Consider the following 16,776-nt stretch of genomic DNA (forward strand, 5'->3'; position numbering starts at 1 on the left):
GGGCTGGCGCTGTTCACCCTGGCGAGCCTCGGCGGTGGTTTTGCGCGGACCGAGGCGCAGCTCATCGTCGCCCGGGCCGTGCAGGGGCTGGGCGGGGCCGTGCTCGCCCCGGCGACGCTGACCCTGTTGATGACCTCCTTCGCCGAGGGGCGGGAGCGGACCCGGGCGTTGGGCGCGTGGGGCGCCACCGCGGCCAGCGGCGGGGCGCTTGGCGCGATCGTCGGCGGTGCGCTGACCGAGGTCGCGAACTGGCGGTGGGTGCTGTTCGTCAACGTGCCGATCGGCGTGGCGCTCCTCGTGGCCGCCCGGCTCGTGCTCGTCGAGTCGCGGGGCCAACTGAGCCGGCTGCGTGATCTCGACATTCCCGGCACGGTGACCGTCACCGGGGGTCTGGTGCTGTCGGTCTACGTCATCGTCCGCACCGAGAGTTCCTCCTGGACGTCCCCGGTCACACTCGGGATGCTGGCCGGGGCGGTAGTGCTTCTTGCCGCGTTCGTGGCCGTCGAGGTCACGACCCCCGCCCCGCTGGTGCCGCTGAGCGTCTTCCGCTACCCCGGGCTCGCCGCGGCGAACTCGGTCGCAGCCTTCCTCGGCGCCGCTATGTTCACGATCTTCTTTTTCCTTACCCTCTTCCTCCAGCAGGTTCAGGGTTACAGCCCGCTGCGCGCCGGGGTGGCCATGCTCCCGATGCCGCTCATGATCATCGTTGCCTCGCGGATTGTCACCCGGATGATCGGGCGGCTCGGTCCGCGGCCGATCATCGTGTTCGGTCTCGTGAGCGGAACGGCGGGTCTGCTCTGGATGTCGACGATCACCCGGGACGGCTCGTACTGGGTGCACGTGTTCGGCCCGGTCCTGATCGTCGGGCTGGGGGTGGGGTCTATCATGGTCGCGATGGTCGCTGCGGCCACGGCGGGCGTGCCGATGCGCCTGGCGGGCCTCGCGTCGGGTCTGATCAACACCAGCCGCCAGATCGGCGCGGCGATCGGCCTCGCCGCGGTGTCGACGATCGCGACCAGGCATACCGACGGCCGCCTCAGGCACGGGGCCGCGCGGCTTGACGCGCTGGCCTCCGGCTACTCCCTCGGGCTGTTCATCGGCGGCTGCGTCCTCGCGGTCGGGATCCTGGCCGCGCTGCTGCTGCCCCGTGTCCGGCGGCCCGAGCCGGAGCCGCCCCTCGGCGCGACGGAGAAGACCGCGTCCGGGGCCTCGGATGACGAGGACCAGGCACTCGCGGAGATCTGATCCATTTCTATCAGCCGTGCGGACATCAGATCGCGGATCCGCGCAGCAGCCCGACGAGCTCACTGCCCGCGCGTAGCTCCCCGTCCGGGCCGAAGACCTCGACGCGACCGATCGCCCGGCCGTGGCCCGCGTGCAGGGTACGCACCCGGAACAGATGCCAGTCCCGGACGTCCAGGTCGTCGTAGAAGGTCACATTCTGCGATAGGACAGCGACTGCCAGGCGCTTGGTGGGGGTCAGGCCGGTGACGGCCAGCAGGTCGGACAGCGRCAGCAACTCGCAGCTGTGCGCGATGAACGCCCTCCACAGGGACCGGTCCTCCGGCGCCTCGGGGATGCRCTGCCATTGGTCCAGCTGATGGGTGTCCGCTCGGGGAAGCACCCGAACTTCCCAGGGCATCATCGGACGGTCAAGGGGGCTGGCGTGCTGCGGGCCGAGGAAGTCGGACTCGGTGGAGCGCAGGCGCAGGAAGTCCGGCTCCGGGGAACGGAGCATCACGTCCGCCCGGCAGATCTGCAACGAGTCCTGCCGGAAGGTCAGGGCCAGGGAGTCGATCGACCGCCCGTGGGCCAGCCGCTCGACGTCGATCCAGACCGGTTGGCGGCAGTCGCCGGGGCGCATGAACACCGTTTGCAGGCTGTGCGTGATCTTGTTGGGGGTCATGCGCTCGGCGAGAACGATCTGCTGGCCGAGCAGCTGCGCCCCGAGGACGCCGCCGTGTGTGCTGGGCAGGCATCGGGCCGGCACCGGCGGAACATCCCCGCCGAGGTCGAGAACTGCCAGTAGTTCACTCAGAGTGCACTGGCCGGGCGCCGGCACCGCATCGACCTGATCCTGCGTGCTTGCCCGTTGCTTGGGGGCCTCGCCGGCTCGTGCGTCCGTTGTCTCCGCGGATTGTGTACCCACAGCGCACCCTTCCCGTGGACGCTCGCCAGGTGCGGATGCCGCGGACGCCCGCGCTGGACGCCCGCGCTGGACGTCCAGGTCGGGGGACCGCGACCGGTCGCTGCACTCTCTGGCGAACTGCCACACGTGGATCATGACTCCGCCCGGCGCGGAGCCTCGCGGCAAATATCGACCTGTTCGCCGCTGACCGCTGGCCGCAGTGGCGCACGCCACGTTCCATCGAGCCCATATGACCGATAAAAGGTGCTCCTTATCGGTCTGCTCGCCGATTTCGGACTGTTCCCGATCTCAGACTGCTCTGGAATCTGCTTCGAATCCCCCGTAGGGACGGGTGATGATCTCCATGCCGTGACYGGCCGGGTCCAGGAAGTACAACCCGCGTCCGCCGTCATTATGATTGATCTCGCCCGGGTGCTTGCGCTGCGGATCCGCATAGTAGGTGATCCCGGCCCGTTGGATCCGCTCGAACGCCGCGTCGAACTCCTCCTCGGAGATCAGGAACGCGTAGTGCTGCGCAGTGATCGACCCAACCGGGGCGGTGGCGAAGTCCAAGGTGACACCGTTTGCGGTGACGACTGGGATGAACGGCCCCCACGCGGCGCCGACCTCGAGATCCAGGATATCCGCCAGAAACTCGGCCGATTCCCGGTTATTCCGGGCATGCACAATAGTATGATTCAGTTCGACTGGCATATGGAACTTCTCCGTAAGTCGCTTGGTCTGTAAGGCGCTTTGTTCGCGAGTCGCTCTGTCGGCATCTCCATGGCCTCGTGGTCCTCGGTGGRGATGCCGGGAATGCCCGGATTCGGAATGTCGTAGTCCGCGAAGACGACGGGGAGCCGGCCCACCACCTGGTTATCCCATCCGGTCCTCGCCGTCTACCCGATCCTCGTGCTGCCGGCGGCGCTCGTGGGGCGGGTCACGCTCATCCGGATCAAGCACCCGTCCCCGGACGAGGGAATCGACGTGCAGCGTCACCGCGTCCCGGGTGACGTCGAGCGGAGCGACGACGAACCGACCGATCGGCAGGTAGACGCCGTCGGGTCGGGAGTCCCAGCTGTGCAGCCCCACCCACCAGCGGTCCCGCGCGTCGGTGAAGGCATGGGCCCCGCTCGGTCCGAAGCCGACCTTTCCCCCGGTCAGCATCGGTTCGCCCGCCGGCAGGCAGGGCCCGAGCGGCCCTTTGCACGACGCGGTCGCCACCACCTGCCGTCCACCGAGCGACGACGCGGCCGAATAGAGCAGATGGTGACGCCCGCGGGCTGAGATCATCGATGGTGCCGAGATCCGCCCCTGCTGCCAGGACAGGCTCGGGCGGAGCATGACGGCGGGTTCGCCGGTGAGCACGAGTCCGTCGGACCGCAGCCGCGCCGCCCACAGGGTGGGCGGCGCGCCGTGGTTCCGGTCCGAGCCGCCGCCCGCACCGGGGCTTGCCCAGGCCAGGTAGGCGCGTCCGGCTTCGTCAACGAAGGGACTCGGATCCGAGCTGCCGCCGTCCGCGGTCTGGCAGATGAAGGGCGCGAGGGAGGTGTCGACGAACGGACCGTCGGCGGAGTCGGCGGTCGCCGCGGAGATACAGCGGACGCCGAGGCCACGCACGGCCGTCGCGTAGTACATGACGAACCCGTGGCCGAAGGCGCCGACGGCAGCCGGGCCGAGGCCGCCCGCGGGGTCGGCCCAGGGCGRCAGGGCGCGCAGCGCGGCCGGCTCGATCGTCCAGCTCCGGCGGTCCCGGCTGGAGAGCACGTCAACGGTGCCGGGGGAGTCCGGGTCCACACCGAAGGCATAGGTTGTCCGGTTGCGGGTGATCAGGGACGGGGCTGAGAACTCGATCCCGGGGACGAGGACGGCCCGGGAACCCGGGCCCGGACCGGACCTGGCAAGGTACAACCCGCCTAGGACGATGATGATGACGACCACGGCGGGCTGGCGCCGGACGAAGTCGATCAGACCCTGAGCGAGCCCGGCGCCCTTCTCTCCGGCCATCCCGCCACCATCCTCAGGGCAAGTATCTGAGTAAGCATCTAATGGCAGAGTGTATTCGCGGTCAGCTCGACCTCACCGGACGCGGGTCGGTGCCGGTTCGGTCGGTGCCGGTTCCACCTGCGCCGGCTCGGCGGACAGCTTGTGCAGCAGAGCGGCACTGCGGGCGTTCACCCCGACCAGGTTCACCTGCGTGCCGCGTTCGCGRTACTTCGCGCGCACGTCGTCGAGGGCGGTGACCGCCGCCGAGTCGAGAAGGTGGGCCTCCGAGAGGTCGATGACCACCCGTTCGGGGTCGCACGCGTAGTCGAAGGCGTTCACCAGATCACTGGTCGATGCGAAGAACAGCGTGCCCTGGACGACGTAGATCCTCTCCCGGCCCTCCGGGTCGAGCACGCTGGTCACCAGCGCCAGGTTCGCGGCCCGGCGGGTGAACAGCAACGCGGCCAGCATGACGCCCACCCCGACGCCGTAGGCGAGGTTGTGGGTGGGCACCACGACGGCGACGGTCGCCACCATGACCGCGGTCTCGCCGCGGGGCATCCGGCGCAGCGTCGAGGGCTGGATGCTGCGCCACTCGAAGGTCATGACCGACACCAGGATCATCACCGCGACCAGCGCCGACATCGGGATGACCCGCACGAGGTCGCGCAGCGGGACGACCAGCATGAGCAGGAAACCGCCGGCGGCGAAGGTCGACAGCCGGCCCCGCCCGCCCGAGTTGACGTTCACCATCGTCTGGCCGATCATGGCGCAGCCGCCCATCCCGCCGAAGAACCCGTTGACGATGTTGGCGACACCCAGGCCCCAGGATTCGCGGTTCGGGTCATGCGTGGTGTCGGTCAACCGGTCCACGATCTGCGCGGTCAGCAGCGTCTCCACCAAGCCGACGGCGGTGAGCGCCACCACGTACGGGGCGATGATCCGCAGTGTCTCCCAGGTCAGCGGCACGTCGGGCACACCGGGGACGGGCAGTGAGCTCGGCAGCCGGCCCTCGTCGCCGACGGTAGGGACGGAGATGTCGAAACCGGCGGTGACGAGGGTGAGGACCGCCACCGCCACGAGCGGCGGCGGGACCGCTCTGGTCAGGCGGGGGAGAGCCAGCAGGATAGCGAGGCCCGCGGCGACGAGGGCGTAGACCTGCCACGACTTGCCGATCACGTGCGGCATCTGCGCGGTGAAGATGAGGATGGCCAGCGCGTTGACGAAGCCGATCATCGCGCTCTGCGGGACGAACCGCATCAACCGTGCCACCCCGAGCCGGCCGAGCACAAACATCAGCAGGCCCACCCCGATGGTCGTCGCCAGCAGGTAGTTCAGGCCGTGATCGCGGACCAGGGGGGCGGCGACGAGGGCCATGGAGCCTGCCGCCGCCGAGATCATCGCCGGGCGTCCGCCGGTGAACGCGATGACCACCGAGATGGTGAACGACGCGAACAGACCGACCTTCGGATCGACCCCCGCCACCACGGAGAAGGAGATCGTCTCCGGGATCAGCGCGAGCGCGGTCACCAGGCCGGCGAGCAGTTCCACCCGGATGTGACGAACTCCCGGCCAGCGGCCGGTGCGGCGGCGGGAGTACCAGGGGCCGCTGGGGGCCGTCCGGCGAACGGAGCCCCCGGCGTCGGCGGCCTCTCGGGCGGTTACATCAGGCACGGCGGCGGCCTCCCCTGCCCTGCGACGAGGGGGCTGCCTTCCCCGAGTCCGGTTAGTCCCACCCGACTATACAAAGCCGGTTTCGTCGTGACAGTAGGTGGGTTCGCCGGTCAGGCCCKAGGCGCGCCGAGGCGTACCAGATCGCGCTGCATCTGGTCGATCTCCATTGACTGGGCGAGCACCATCGCCCTGGCCATCGCCCGTACCCGGTCCTCACCGGCGTGCATCGCCGCGTACTGGGCCATGGCCAGCCCCCCCTGATGGTGGTGCACCATCAGGGTAAGGAAGAGGACGTCGAGGTCATGGCCCCGGATCGAGGCCAGCCGTTGCAGTTCGGCGGGGGTCGCCATGCCCGGCATGCGCGCGGTGTCCCGCGGGTCGCTGGACGCGTCCTGCGCCGCACCCCCGGCCAGGCCCGGCAGGTCCATGCCGGGCATGGCGGCGCCAGGCCCGGCATGACCGTCATGCCCGCCCGAGGCGCCGTTGACGGTGCGGGAGTCCCGCATCCACCGCATCGGTGTCCCGGAGGTGGACTGGGGCCGCCCCCATCCGGACAGCCATGAGGACATGATGCCGATCTCGCGTTGCTGGGTCAGCGCGATGTCCTGGGCCACGCTGCGGGTGTCCTGGTCACCGCCGTGACTGAACTCGATCATGGCCATCTGCACGGCCTGGGCGTGATGCTCGGACATGTCCCGGGCGAAGCCGACATCGACCGACCCCTCGTCCGGTGACCGGCTGGCGAGGTTGCCCAGCGCCGCGCCGGCCGCCAGCAGGCCGGYCAGCACGGCGAGCACCATCGGCGTCCACCACAGCCGGCTTCGGGCCCAGCGGCGCCGCGGCCGCGCGTCACTCCCGCGCGCCGCATCGCCATCGCTGGCCGGCGGGTCGTTGCCGGCTGGCCGGTTGTCGTCCGTCGTCGTCATGATCCCCTCGGCTGGGCGGGTGGGTTGCCCGGGCAGGTGGTCAAACGTGCAGGTGGGAGTTGAAGACGAACGTCCGCTTGCCCACCTGCACGCGGGTGCCGGGGATCAGGGGAGCCGGCTGGTGCGGGCTCAGCGGCGTCCACACGGTCGCCTCCGGCGGGGCGATGTAGGTGCCGTTCGCCGAACCCTGGTCGGTGATGACCGCGTCCCAACCGTTGAGGGTGATGACGGCATGCACCCGGGAGACGGCGCTCTCACCGTCCTCGACCGGCAGCGCCCGTGCCTTCCCGGCCCGGACCGCATCGTCGCGGTCCGGCTGGCGGCCGATCACCAGGTCCATGTCGACGTTCATGGTCTGGCCGTCGTCGAAGACGAGGACGCCGACGGGCGGCCGGGGACCCCAGACCGTGCGGGTGTTCTGCTGGGCGAGCGACAGGCCGCACTCGGAGCAGTACGGCGCCTGCGGGTGGTTGAAGTGGCCGTTGGCGCACAGCACACCCTCGACCTGAGGCTCGCCGCTGCTCGGCAGCATCGTCGGTGCCTCGTCGTCCTCGATGAGGTCGGAGACGGTGAAGCTCTGGCCCGGGAGCTGGGTCAGGGCGTCGTGCTCGTCGTCGGTGAGGTCGTCGCCCAGACCGTCGGAGAGGCCCTCGCGGTGGCCGACGGGCCCGGCGTGGCCGTGCCTGCCACCCAGATCGCTCCCGGCACGCGGGACCGAGTCACGCTGGGCCAGCTCGGTGGGCGGATCTTCGTCGAGCTCGTCGAGCTCGTCGAGGTCGGCCGCCTGCGTCGGTTCGGCGGCGGCGCGGCGTCGATGGGCCTCCTCCTCCTTGCTGAGCAGGGGGGCGAGCGCCGGCGGGGTGGTCGGCATCGGATCGGGGGCGCGGGTTCCCGGCGTGGGGATGGGCGCGGCGCCGGTCATYGGCTCCCGGACCGGATCGAATCCGGCGAGCAGCTGCTCGGCGGAGGCCTTCGGCGCGGGCAGCGACGGCGTGTCGCTGAGCAGCAGACTCACCCCGATCCCGGGCACGGCCCCGATGCGCAGGTCAAGCGGGAAACCGAGATCGCCGAGCCCGCCGGGGAAACCCGTCGGCCCGACCAGGCCGGTGGGGCCGACGTCGATCCGGCTGATCTCGGTGGGCAGTAGCCGGTCGACCCACGTGGCCGAGTCGACGCCGGAGAGCGTCACTCCGCAGCTGCCCGTCGCGACGACGTCCATCGCCCCGTGGACCAGCGCGGCGACCCGGTCATTGACCGTGGTCAGCAGGCTGAAGTCGGGCACCCGATCCGGATCGGCATCGGCCAGCAGCCCCGCGACCCGACGCACCAGCCGGCGACCCATGGTCGACGCGGTGGCGCCCACCTCGGCAGCGACCTCGGCGCACAGCGCCAGCAGCCTGGTGGTCGTCTCGGCCGTCTCCGCCCGGCCGGCACAGGCGACGATGAGTGCGCCGGGCAGCCGGACGACCACTCCCGTCCGATCTCCGCGCCCGGATTCCACGACCACCCGGAAACGGTCCAGTCCCGCCATGACCTCGCCCCTCGTATCCCGCACCCCGGAGGATCCCGACCTTGAAGGATCCCGCATTCCGAACATCGGTGCCGATCTTCAGGCTATCGGCTCCGGTGCGTGTCCTCGCCGCCTATCCTGCCGTGCCGCGCCGGCACCGGAAACCGCCTGTGGTCACCGCGCACCTGTGGTCACCGCGTACCTGTGGTCACCGCGCACCTGTCCTCGGGTCGGTCACCCCAGCGCGCGGTCGAGATGGATCGCGGCACTGATCAGGGCGAGGTGGGTGAACGCCTGCGGGAAGTTGCCGAGCGCTTCCCCGGAGGAACCGATCTCCTCGGCGTAGAGCCCCACATGGTTGGCGTAGGTGAGCATCTTCTCGAAGACCATCCGGGCCTCGGCGACCCGACCGGCCCGGGTCAGTGCCTCCACGTACCAGAACGAGCACAGGTTGAAGGTGCCCTCGTCACCCGTGAGGCCGTCGCTGCCGTCCGCGGCGTACCGGCGCACCAGACTGTCGCTGACCAGGTCCCCGCTGAACCGTTCCAGGGTCGACAGGAACCGGGGGTCGGTGGGGCCGGAGAACTTCACCAGCGGCATGCACAGCAGGGATGCGTCCATCCGTGGTGAGCCGGGGAACTCCATGTAGGCGCCGCGGGCGGGGTTCCACGCCTCGTTCTGGACGAACCGGTAGGCCCGCCCGGCGTAGTCCTTCCATTCGTTCGTCGGCCCGGGCAGGCCGCGCTGGCGCGAGATCCGGCAGGCCCGTTCGAAGGCGACCCAGGTCATCACGGCCGAGTAGGTGAAGCGCTGGCGCCCACCCCGGGTCTCCCAGATGCCCTCGTCCGGTTCGTCCCAGTGCCTGGCCAGCCAGTCGAGCTGGCGGCCCAGCGCCTCCCAGAGCTGGAAGGAGATCGGGACCTGCTTGTTGTACAGGTACACCGAGTCCATCAGCTCGCCGTAGATGTCGAGCTGGAGCTGCGTGGCGGCGGCGTTGCCGATGCGCACCGGCTTCGAGCCGCGATAGCCGGACAGYTGGTCGAGGACCAGCTCGTCCAGGTCGGCGTTGCCGTCCACGCTGTAGAGCACGTAGAGCCCGCAGTGCTTGGGTGCCTCGTGACATCGCTGTTCGAGCCAATCCATGAACGCCGCGGTCTCGTCGGTGAATCCGAGCGCCATCAGCGCGTACACCGTGAAGGCCGCGTCGCGGATCCAGGTGTAGCGGTAGTCCCAGTTGCGCACGCCGCCGAGCTCCTCGGGTAGCGAGGTGGTCGGCGCGGCCACCAGCGCCCCGGTGGGCCGGTAGACGAGCAGTTTGAGGACGAGAGCGCTGCGTAGCACCATCTCCCGCCACCGGCCGTGATAGCGCCCGCGCCGGATCCAGGCCTGCCAGTAGTTCAGCGTCCGGGTGAACAACGTCTCCGCCTCGCCGATGATCAATGGGCGGATGGTCGAGTTCCATTCGAGCACGATGTCGGCACACTCGCCCATCGCCAGCTCGAACTCGGCGACCACGGCCRTGGCCTCGACGCGCAGCGGCAGGGCCGTGCGCAGCACAAGGGTGCCGGCGGTCGACTCGAACACCGCGCCCGAACCAGGCACCAGGGTGACGGTGTGCGGGGCCCGGCCGTAGTCGAACCGGGGGTCGCAGCGCAGCCGGAACGTGGCGGTTCCACGCACCGCTCGGGCCTGGCGGACCACGACGTGCGGTGTCTCGGTGACGTCGCTGTCCACCGGGACCATGAAGTCGATGACCTCACCGACCGCGCGGGGGGCGAGGAAACGGGTCATCAGGATGTTCGAGTCGGGGAGGTAGAGCTGCCTGGCCCGGGAGTCCGGACAGTGGATACGGAACGATCCGCCACGGTCGGCGTCCAGCAGACTCGCGAAAACCGACGGCGCGTCGAAGCGCTGCGGGCAGTACCAGTCGATCGTGCCGTCCGTGGCGACCAGGGCCACGGTACGCAGGTCGCCGATGACCGCGTGCTCTTCGATGGGCGGATAGTCGGTGTCGGGCATTCGTGGGCTCCGCGAAGCGTGACCGGCCGAGGTCGGCCGTGGGGGTTGCGGACAGGGGGGAGGATGGACCGTGTCGCCGCGGCCCGCTAGGAGCCGCCCGCGTCCTCCGACCGCCGCCGGTCGCCACGCGATTCGGTGGCAACCAGGCGAAGGTAACCCGTGGCGGAGTCCACGGGACCATCACCGGGCATAAGCCACAGTGGCCGCGGCGAGCCGGTGAACGTGCGATGCCGGCGGTGGTTCGCGGCCACATCGGTGGCTACCAGGATCGTTGGCACCGGTTCACCGGTGCGAAACGGTGGTTCCCGGCGCGGGTGTGCGGGTGTTGCGGATGCGCCCTGGTGGGGTCTCGGCGCTCGGGCCCTCACAGTGGCCACCTACGATCACGCCATGGCCGCCCACCCGCCGATCGCCGAGGACGGTCGTGCCGCGTTGGTGATGTTCGCCCGGGGTGACCGGGTCTTCCCCGTTGACGACCTCGGTGGCGGGGTCTGGTCGCGGCGCGGCACGGTACTCGCCGTCCACCCGGCCGGCCGTCGCGAACCGGCCGGGAACGCCGACCCCGTGBGGGTCGAGTCGGCCCGCGGCGTGACCCCCGTCACGGCCCGAGCGACTGTGCTGTGGGACGACGGCACCGCGGAGGTGATGGCGGAGGACCAGYTGTGCCTCGTCTACGACCAGGAGGCACCCGTCGGTATCCGGGTCGTCACGCTGCCGATGGTCGAGCCGGTGGACGTGGTGCAGCACGGTGGCCACGTCGTGCTGGTCCTGCGCGACGGTCTACTGACACCCGCCGACGTGGAGATCCTGCGCGGCAAGCTGCGCTCGGTGCGTGCGGCGCTGGCCTCCACGCGGCCGGATCCGTCGTCCGTCGCCGAGCTGCGCCGCCGGGATCTCGACCTGCTGCGGGCTCTGATCGCCCAGCTGACCGGGGGATAGCCCGACACCGGGGGGACAAGCCCGGCTCGGTGCCGGATGGCTCAGGACGTCGAGTAGGGACCGGGGCGCACCCCGGGGCCGTAGGCGTTGCCGTTCATGCCGGCTCGCGGCTGCTCGGTCATCGCCTGGCTGACCTTCGACGCGATCGCCTCCGTGAGCCGGATCGCCTGGGTCAGCGACAGGTTCAGCACGATCTCGCTGTCATCGGTCATCGCGAAGCGTACCGACACATCCGCCATGGTGGTTCCTCCCAGTCTCGGCCCGCCCGACACCCGTCTCCGGTGGTTGGAGGTCGGAGGGAGGCCCGTTTGGGCGCTCACTGCCGCACGGCCTCGGGGCATGGTGACCACCCCACCCTCYCGGATCGACTTCTCGAGCTGTACGCGACCCCCCCGTTCAAGGGCCAGGGCGGTGCTGCTAGTGGCATCCTGGTCCGACTCTTCGTGACCGTCCAACTTCGATAACCCCTGTCGCCGCGGCTGTCGCCGTTCCAGCTTGCCGATTCGTAATGGTTGCATCGCCTACGGTGGTGATGCCACGAATGGGGTGCGGAGCCGTGAGTCGGATCACGTTGAGGCGACGCCGTGGGGCCTCGTCGGGGGTCCACGGGTCGGCGCTGTGGGCCTGGTGTGGTGTCCTGTCAGATCCAGCCCGGGAACCACATCCGGGCGCGCCACGAGGAGTAGGGGATCACCTCGGCGGCCAGGATCGGGTAGAAGTACGCGAAGAGCAGCACGACGATGATCGTGTAGACCCCGACCGACAGCGCCCCGACCAGGCGGCGGGTCTCCGACGCCTCGCGCGGGCCGAGGACGAGCCCGGCCAGCGCCGTGATGGCGAGGACCAGGAACGGCAGCGACGGCAGCGCGTAGAAGAAGAACATCGTGCGGTTCGGGAACAGYAGCCACGGCACGAAGGCCGAGCCGAACCCGACCAGCACCAGGGCCGCCCGCCAGTCCCGCCGGGAGACCCACCAGGCGAGCATCGCGACCAGTGCCGCCGTGCCGACCCACCAGATCGCCGGGTTGCCCAGGGCGATGACCTCCCGGGAGCAGCCGGCCGGATCGTGGCAGCCCGAGGTCCCGTACGCCGGCGAGGAGTAGTAGTACGCGACCGGCCGCGCCATCACCAGCCAGCTCATCGGATGCGACGCGAAGGCGTGCCCCTCGTGGAGTCCCTCGTGGAACTTCAGCACCGCCATCTGGTACTTCCACCAGCCGTGCCACGCGGCGCCGAAACCGTTGCCGTAGTAGTGGCGGTAGTAGCCGCCGTCGGTGACGAACCAGCCGGTCCAGGTGGCGAGGAAGGTCACGATGGGGACGAGTACGAACGCGGCGAACCAGGCCGGGCTGTCCCGGCGCAGTGCTCCCAGCACGGGTCGGCGGGCTCCGCCGGTGCGCCGTGCTCCGATGTCCCACGCGAGGGCGAGCGCCGCGAAGCCGATGATCGTGTAGAGGGCGCTCCACTTCACCCCCATGGACAGTCCCAGGGCCGCTCCGCAGGCCAGCCGCCAGGGGCGGAACCCCAGCCGCGGCCCGTACATGTCGAGGAGGCGGTCGGCCCGGGTGGGCGGAGCCGTCGTGGTCGGGCCGCCGTCCGGGCCGGCGTCCGTACCGCCGTCCGGGCCGGCGGCCTCGTCCCCCAGGGGTGCTGAGCCGGGGCTGGAACCAACCGGTTCCAGCCGGTCGGCGAGCCGGCGGCGGCCGTCGTCCCGGTCGAGCAGCAGACAGGCCAGCGCTACGACGACGCCGGTCATCAGGAAGATGTCGAGGATCCCGATGCGGCTCTGCACGAACTCCAGCCCGTCGAGGGCGAGGAGCAGACCGGCGAAGCAGCCCAGGAGCGTGGAGCGGAACATCCGTCGGGCGGCGCGGGCGAGGACCAGGACGGCGAGCGTCCCGAACAGCGCGGACGAGAACCGCCAGCCGAGCTCCGGACTGCCGTGCGGGACCCCGGCACAGTCGGTATAGCCGAACAGGCCCTCGGAGGCGGCCATCAGCCATTTGCCGAACGGCGGATGGACGACGTAGGCCGGACCGGAACAGGTCGTCGAGTTGATCTCATACCCGGCCGTCAGCAGGCCCCAGGCGTCCTTGGTGTAGTAGACCTCGTCGAAGTAGATCCCGCGGGGCTCCGTGAGGTGYCAAAAACGCAGCAGCCCGGCGACGATCGCGACGGACAGGGTCGCCAGCCACCCCATGAGCGGCGACCGCGGCATCGGTGGACACAGCCGCTCACGCACCGAGAGCGCCCGACCGCCGGCCGGGCCGRCGGAATCCGGGCCGGTCACCCGCGCCGCGTCCCCGCGACCGGTCGCCGTCCAGGGCAGGTGAGCCGTCGTCGCCGTCACACCGATCAGGGTAGGTCCTGGCTCCTGACAGACTGGTCGGGTGTCCGGGACCCTGGTGCTGTGCGGTGCCCCCATCGGCGACGTCCGGGACGCCAGCCCTCGGCTCGGCGAGATCCTCGCCACCGCGGATGTGATCGCCGCCGAGGACACCCGCCGGGTCCTACGGCTGGCGCACGCGCTCGGCGTGACGGTGTCCGGGCGGATCGTGTCGTGCTACGACGCGGTGGAAGGCGCCCGGGCCGCCCAGCTCACCGACTACCTGCGCCAGGGCGCCACCGTCGCGCTCGTCACCGACGCCGGGATGCCCGCCGTCTCCGACCCCGGGTTCCGGGTCGTGGCCGCGGCCGCCGCCGCGGGGATGGCCGTGACCGTCGTTCCCGGTCCGTCCGCCGTCACCGCGGCCCTGGCCGTCAGCGGGCTGCCGACGGACCGCTGGACCTTCGAGGGCTTCCTGCCGCGCAAGGGCGGCGATCGGCGTGGACGCCTTCGCGACCTGGCCGGCGAGCCGCGGACGATGGTGTTCCTGGAGTCCCCGCACCGGCTCGTGGCCGGCCTGCGCGACCTCGTCGCGGCCTTCGGCGCCGACCGGCCGGCGGTGCTCTGCCGCGAGCTGACGAAGACCTTCGAGGAGATCGTCCGCGGCGACCTCGCCGATCTGCTCGGCTGGGCCACCGACGGCCGGGTCATCCGGGGGGAGTTCACGCTGGTGGTCGCCGGCGGTGCCCGGGGCCGGGCCGAGCCGAGCGGGGCCGAACCAGGCGGGGCCGGGCTGAGCGGGGCCGAACCGATCATCGACGGCAGGATCCTCGTCGCCGAGGTAGCCCGACGAACCTCGGTGGGGATGTCCCCGAAGGACGCGCGCAAGGCCGTGGCCGCCGAGTACGGCGTCTCCCGCAACGAGGTCTATGCCGCGGAGCTCGCCGTCCGGGCCGGGGACCGGGCTGGCGGGCGCTGAGCACGGTCGGCGGTCAGCAGTGGCGTTGGAGAACGAGGGCCTTGCCCAGCGCCGCCCRCTCGTAGGCGATCACGTACGGCCAGGCCCGGCGGGGGGGCGGGACCCCCTGCATCCGCGTCTCGCCGTCATAGCAACGGGCGAGGCGCAGCCGGGCGCGCGTGCTCTGCGAGGTCGAGGCGACGACTATGAGTGAATGCCACCCGCGGCGTGCCGCCGCCGCGGAGGTCCACCGCGACTCGCCCTGGGTCGTCCGCGGATCGGGCGAGAAACAGATCACCTCCACCCCGGGAATGGGCCCGGGGCACGGGTCCTTCTCCGTCGGCGCCGAGACCGCGAGCACGGGTGCGTAGCCGGCCCGCGCGAGTGCGACGGCGCGTTCGAGCCGTCCCGGGCTCCCGGCGAACATGACGATCGCGTCCACCGGGGCGGGAGCATCCTGGTGCGGAAAGACGAACAGCCGGGCCGTCGCCACCGCGAAGGCCACCGTCAGGCCGCCGAGGATGCCCACCGCGGCCCGGCGGCGCCACGGCCTCGTGGGAACACGACCGAGTGGACCCGCCGTCATGTTTCCCCCTCCGCGGCCCGCGCAGGTGCCGCCGTAGAGCTTCTCAGTACCACGGCGGCACCCGAACCAACCACCGTTCACCCGCTCCGGGTGGTCCACCGCTCCGGACGGTTCACCCGCTCCGGACGGTTCACCCGCCCCGGACGGTCCGCTGGCGGCGGAGAGCCACTCACGTGGTGGGGAGTGTGCGTGAGGCCGGAGGCGTCCGAGGCTGCGTGGGCGTGGGCGTGGGCGTCCCCGGCGAAGTCCGAGACGCCATCCCCGGTCGGCTGGTGAACAGCCGGGGATGGGCGAACGGTGCCCGCGCCGACTCACGGGGCCAGACCGTCCGGGAGGCACCGGCCTGCCACTGCACGATCGGGATCTGGTGGCCGACCTGGAGCCCCGTCGCCTCGTCCAGCCGGAAGCGACCGAGCAACGTGGTCGTGTCGATGCCCCGGGCGGCGGCGAGCACGGAGGCATCCTGCACGCCTCCGCAGTAGCGAATGGCCCGTCCCAGGATCAACCCGGTGACGTAGGCCCAGGCCGCCGTTTCGGTCGGCGCGACGCCGTGCAGGGCGGTGAAGTCGGCGGTGAACTCCCGCGCGGTCGGGCCGGTCGCGGTCGGCTGGGTGCTCTCGGGCATCCAGCTGCCCGGCGCCAGCAGCTGCTCGCGCAGGTCGCCCAGGCTCGCGGTGGCCTGCGCGCTGACGGCCGTGGAGAAAGCGGCCGCCCGCCACGGCCGGCGCAGCAGGATGTTCGCCGCCGCCAGCTCGTCGTCCGGGCCGGCGTGGACGATGAGGATGTCGCCCGGGGGCAGCCGGGTCGCGGCGAGGGCGGCCTTGCCCGGGGGGAAGACGTGCGAGGCCACCTCGAACGACTGCGCCACCGCGGCGGCCTTCGTCACCGATGTGATCTCGACGGCGGTGTCCCCGGAGGCGAGCAGGACGACCTTGCGGGCCCGTCGATCGGCCGCCCGTACGGCGGCGAGGACCCCGCGCGGCCAGGTCGAGGTGGCCGCGGCGATGTTCACGACGTTCGGGAACGCCTGCCGGACGAAGCGCGTGGACGGGGCGCCGGTGTTGAAGACCACCCGGTCCGTCGAGGCGCAGGCCGCGAGTGCCGCCCGGTGGCCGTAGGGTCCGAGCAGGGCGTCCGGCCCCGCGGCCACCGCGGCGCGCATGGCGGCGGCCGAATCGGGATACGCGTCGTAGGCGGTGAGACTCACCTCGTCCCAGGGCAGTGGGAGGCGTTCGTCACGCGCCCACAGGGTGACCCCTCGTAGCCCGGCGAGGCCTTGGGCGGCATCGGGACCGGTCAGCGGGGTGACCAGGGCAACGGTCAACGGTGTCGTCATCGCGTGGGGTCCTTGCGCTTGCTCACCCGATTAGCGTCCCATGCCGGGTTGTCTGGCACACCCGGCGGCGGTCGTAGACTTCAGACCTCAGGAAACGAAGGGCGGGCACGAGAGGGCGGGTGAGGTGGCGCGAAACTCTGGCCGGTCGGGTGATCCGCCGCCACCGCCGGACCCTCTTCCCGTGGCCGTGGTCGACAGCCACTGTCATCTCGACCTGATGGGCACCGAAGTTCCGGCGGCGATCGCGGCGGCCCGGGCGGTCGGTGTCACGCGGGCCGTCACCGTCGGCATCGACCTGCCCACCAGCAGATGGCAGGCCGAGGTTGCCGCGGCGCATCCGGAGATCTACGCCGCCGTCGCGATTCATCCCAACGAGGCGGCCCGGGGG

The 16,776-nt window shown here is 71.1% G+C and carries 15 protein-coding genes; 4 read left to right on the forward strand and 11 right to left on the reverse strand.

From position 1 onward, the window contains the following. On the forward strand, window positions 1-1,245 hold a 1,245-nt coding region (locus KBI5_RS02785; protein ID WP_116289827.1), incomplete at its 5' end, for an MFS transporter. A 25-nt stretch (window positions 1,246-1,270) separates the two neighbouring features. On the opposite strand, the gene KBI5_RS02790 is transcribed toward KBI5_RS02785, so the two are convergent. From KBI5_RS02790 to KBI5_RS02820, 7 genes are all read right to left on the reverse strand, one after another. Continuing rightward, window positions 1,271-2,149 (reverse strand): acyl-CoA thioesterase domain-containing protein, encoded by an 879-nt coding sequence (locus KBI5_RS02790; RefSeq protein ID WP_241882620.1) that lies wholly within the window; start codon window positions 2,147-2,149, stop codon window positions 1,271-1,273. A gap of 288 nt (window positions 2,150-2,437) precedes the next feature. Next, window positions 2,438-2,842, reverse strand: coding sequence for a VOC family protein (locus KBI5_RS02795; protein ID WP_085014229.1), 405 nt, complete (start codon window positions 2,840-2,842; stop codon window positions 2,438-2,440). 162 nt (window positions 2,843-3,004) lie between these two features. Further along, window positions 3,005-4,135: a family 43 glycosylhydrolase gene (locus tag KBI5_RS02800; RefSeq protein ID WP_085014230.1), complete on the reverse strand. Its 1,131-nt coding sequence runs from the start codon at window positions 4,133-4,135 to the stop codon at window positions 3,005-3,007. Between the two features lie 72 nt (window positions 4,136-4,207). Continuing rightward, window positions 4,208-5,665 carry a SulP family inorganic anion transporter gene (locus KBI5_RS02805; protein ID WP_235462833.1) on the reverse strand — a complete coding sequence of 486 codons (1,458 nt, stop codon included), beginning with the start codon at window positions 5,663-5,665 and terminating at the stop codon, window positions 4,208-4,210. 233 nt (window positions 5,666-5,898) lie between these two features. Next, a complete protein-coding gene (locus tag KBI5_RS02810; RefSeq protein ID WP_085014231.1) occupies window positions 5,899-6,714 on the reverse strand; it encodes a DUF305 domain-containing protein in 816 nt (271 codons plus the stop codon). A gap of 40 nt (window positions 6,715-6,754) precedes the next feature. Further along, complete coding sequence (locus tag KBI5_RS02815) at window positions 6,755-8,245, reverse strand: FHA domain-containing protein (protein ID WP_023840051.1); 1,491 nt, start codon at window positions 8,243-8,245, stop codon at window positions 6,755-6,757. 213 nt (window positions 8,246-8,458) lie between these two features. Continuing rightward, window positions 8,459-10,243 carry a glycoside hydrolase family 15 protein gene (locus tag KBI5_RS02820; protein ID WP_085014232.1) on the reverse strand — a complete coding sequence of 595 codons (1,785 nt, stop codon included), beginning with the start codon at window positions 10,241-10,243 and terminating at the stop codon, window positions 8,459-8,461. A gap of 390 nt (window positions 10,244-10,633) precedes the next feature. Here KBI5_RS02820 and KBI5_RS02825 point away from each other — a divergent pair, with 390 nt between their 5' ends. Next, window positions 10,634-11,182, forward strand: a complete 549-nt coding sequence (locus tag KBI5_RS02825; protein WP_198537465.1) for a hypothetical protein — start codon at window positions 10,634-10,636, stop codon at window positions 11,180-11,182. A 41-nt stretch (window positions 11,183-11,223) separates the two neighbouring features. On the opposite strand, the gene KBI5_RS02830 is transcribed toward KBI5_RS02825, so the two are convergent. Next, entirely contained in the window at window positions 11,224-11,421 is a 198-nt protein-coding gene (locus tag KBI5_RS02830; RefSeq protein WP_006541195.1) for a hypothetical protein, read from the reverse strand. A 401-nt stretch (window positions 11,422-11,822) separates the two neighbouring features. Next, the gene (locus KBI5_RS02835) at window positions 11,823-13,532 is read right to left on the reverse strand and encodes a phospholipid carrier-dependent glycosyltransferase (protein ID WP_085014234.1); all 1,710 of its coding nucleotides are present in this window, start codon (window positions 13,530-13,532) and stop codon (window positions 11,823-11,825) included. 40 nt (window positions 13,533-13,572) lie between these two features. Between KBI5_RS02835 and rsmI the strand changes: the two genes are divergently transcribed. After that, window positions 13,573-14,487, forward strand: coding sequence for a 16S rRNA (cytidine(1402)-2'-O)-methyltransferase (gene rsmI, locus KBI5_RS02840; protein ID WP_035732497.1), 915 nt, complete (start codon window positions 13,573-13,575; stop codon window positions 14,485-14,487). Between the two features lie 13 nt (window positions 14,488-14,500). On the opposite strand, the gene KBI5_RS02845 is transcribed toward rsmI, so the two are convergent. Next, window positions 14,501-15,052: a YdcF family protein gene (locus tag KBI5_RS02845; RefSeq protein WP_198537467.1), complete on the reverse strand. Its 552-nt coding sequence runs from the start codon at window positions 15,050-15,052 to the stop codon at window positions 14,501-14,503. Between the two features lie 169 nt (window positions 15,053-15,221). After that, complete coding sequence (locus KBI5_RS02850) at window positions 15,222-16,388, reverse strand: ABC transporter substrate-binding protein (RefSeq protein WP_043590288.1); 1,167 nt, start codon at window positions 16,386-16,388, stop codon at window positions 15,222-15,224. 124 nt (window positions 16,389-16,512) lie between these two features. On the opposite strand from KBI5_RS02850, the gene KBI5_RS02855 reads away from it, so the two are divergent. Next, window positions 16,513-16,776: TatD family hydrolase (locus KBI5_RS02855; protein ID WP_198537473.1), on the forward strand; the 264-nt coding region annotated here is incomplete at its 3' end.

The sequence above is a fragment of the Frankia sp. KB5 genome (assembly GCF_002099325.1).
In the GTDB taxonomy this organism is placed as follows: domain Bacteria; phylum Actinomycetota; class Actinomycetes; order Frankiales; family Frankiaceae; genus Frankia; species Frankia casuarinae.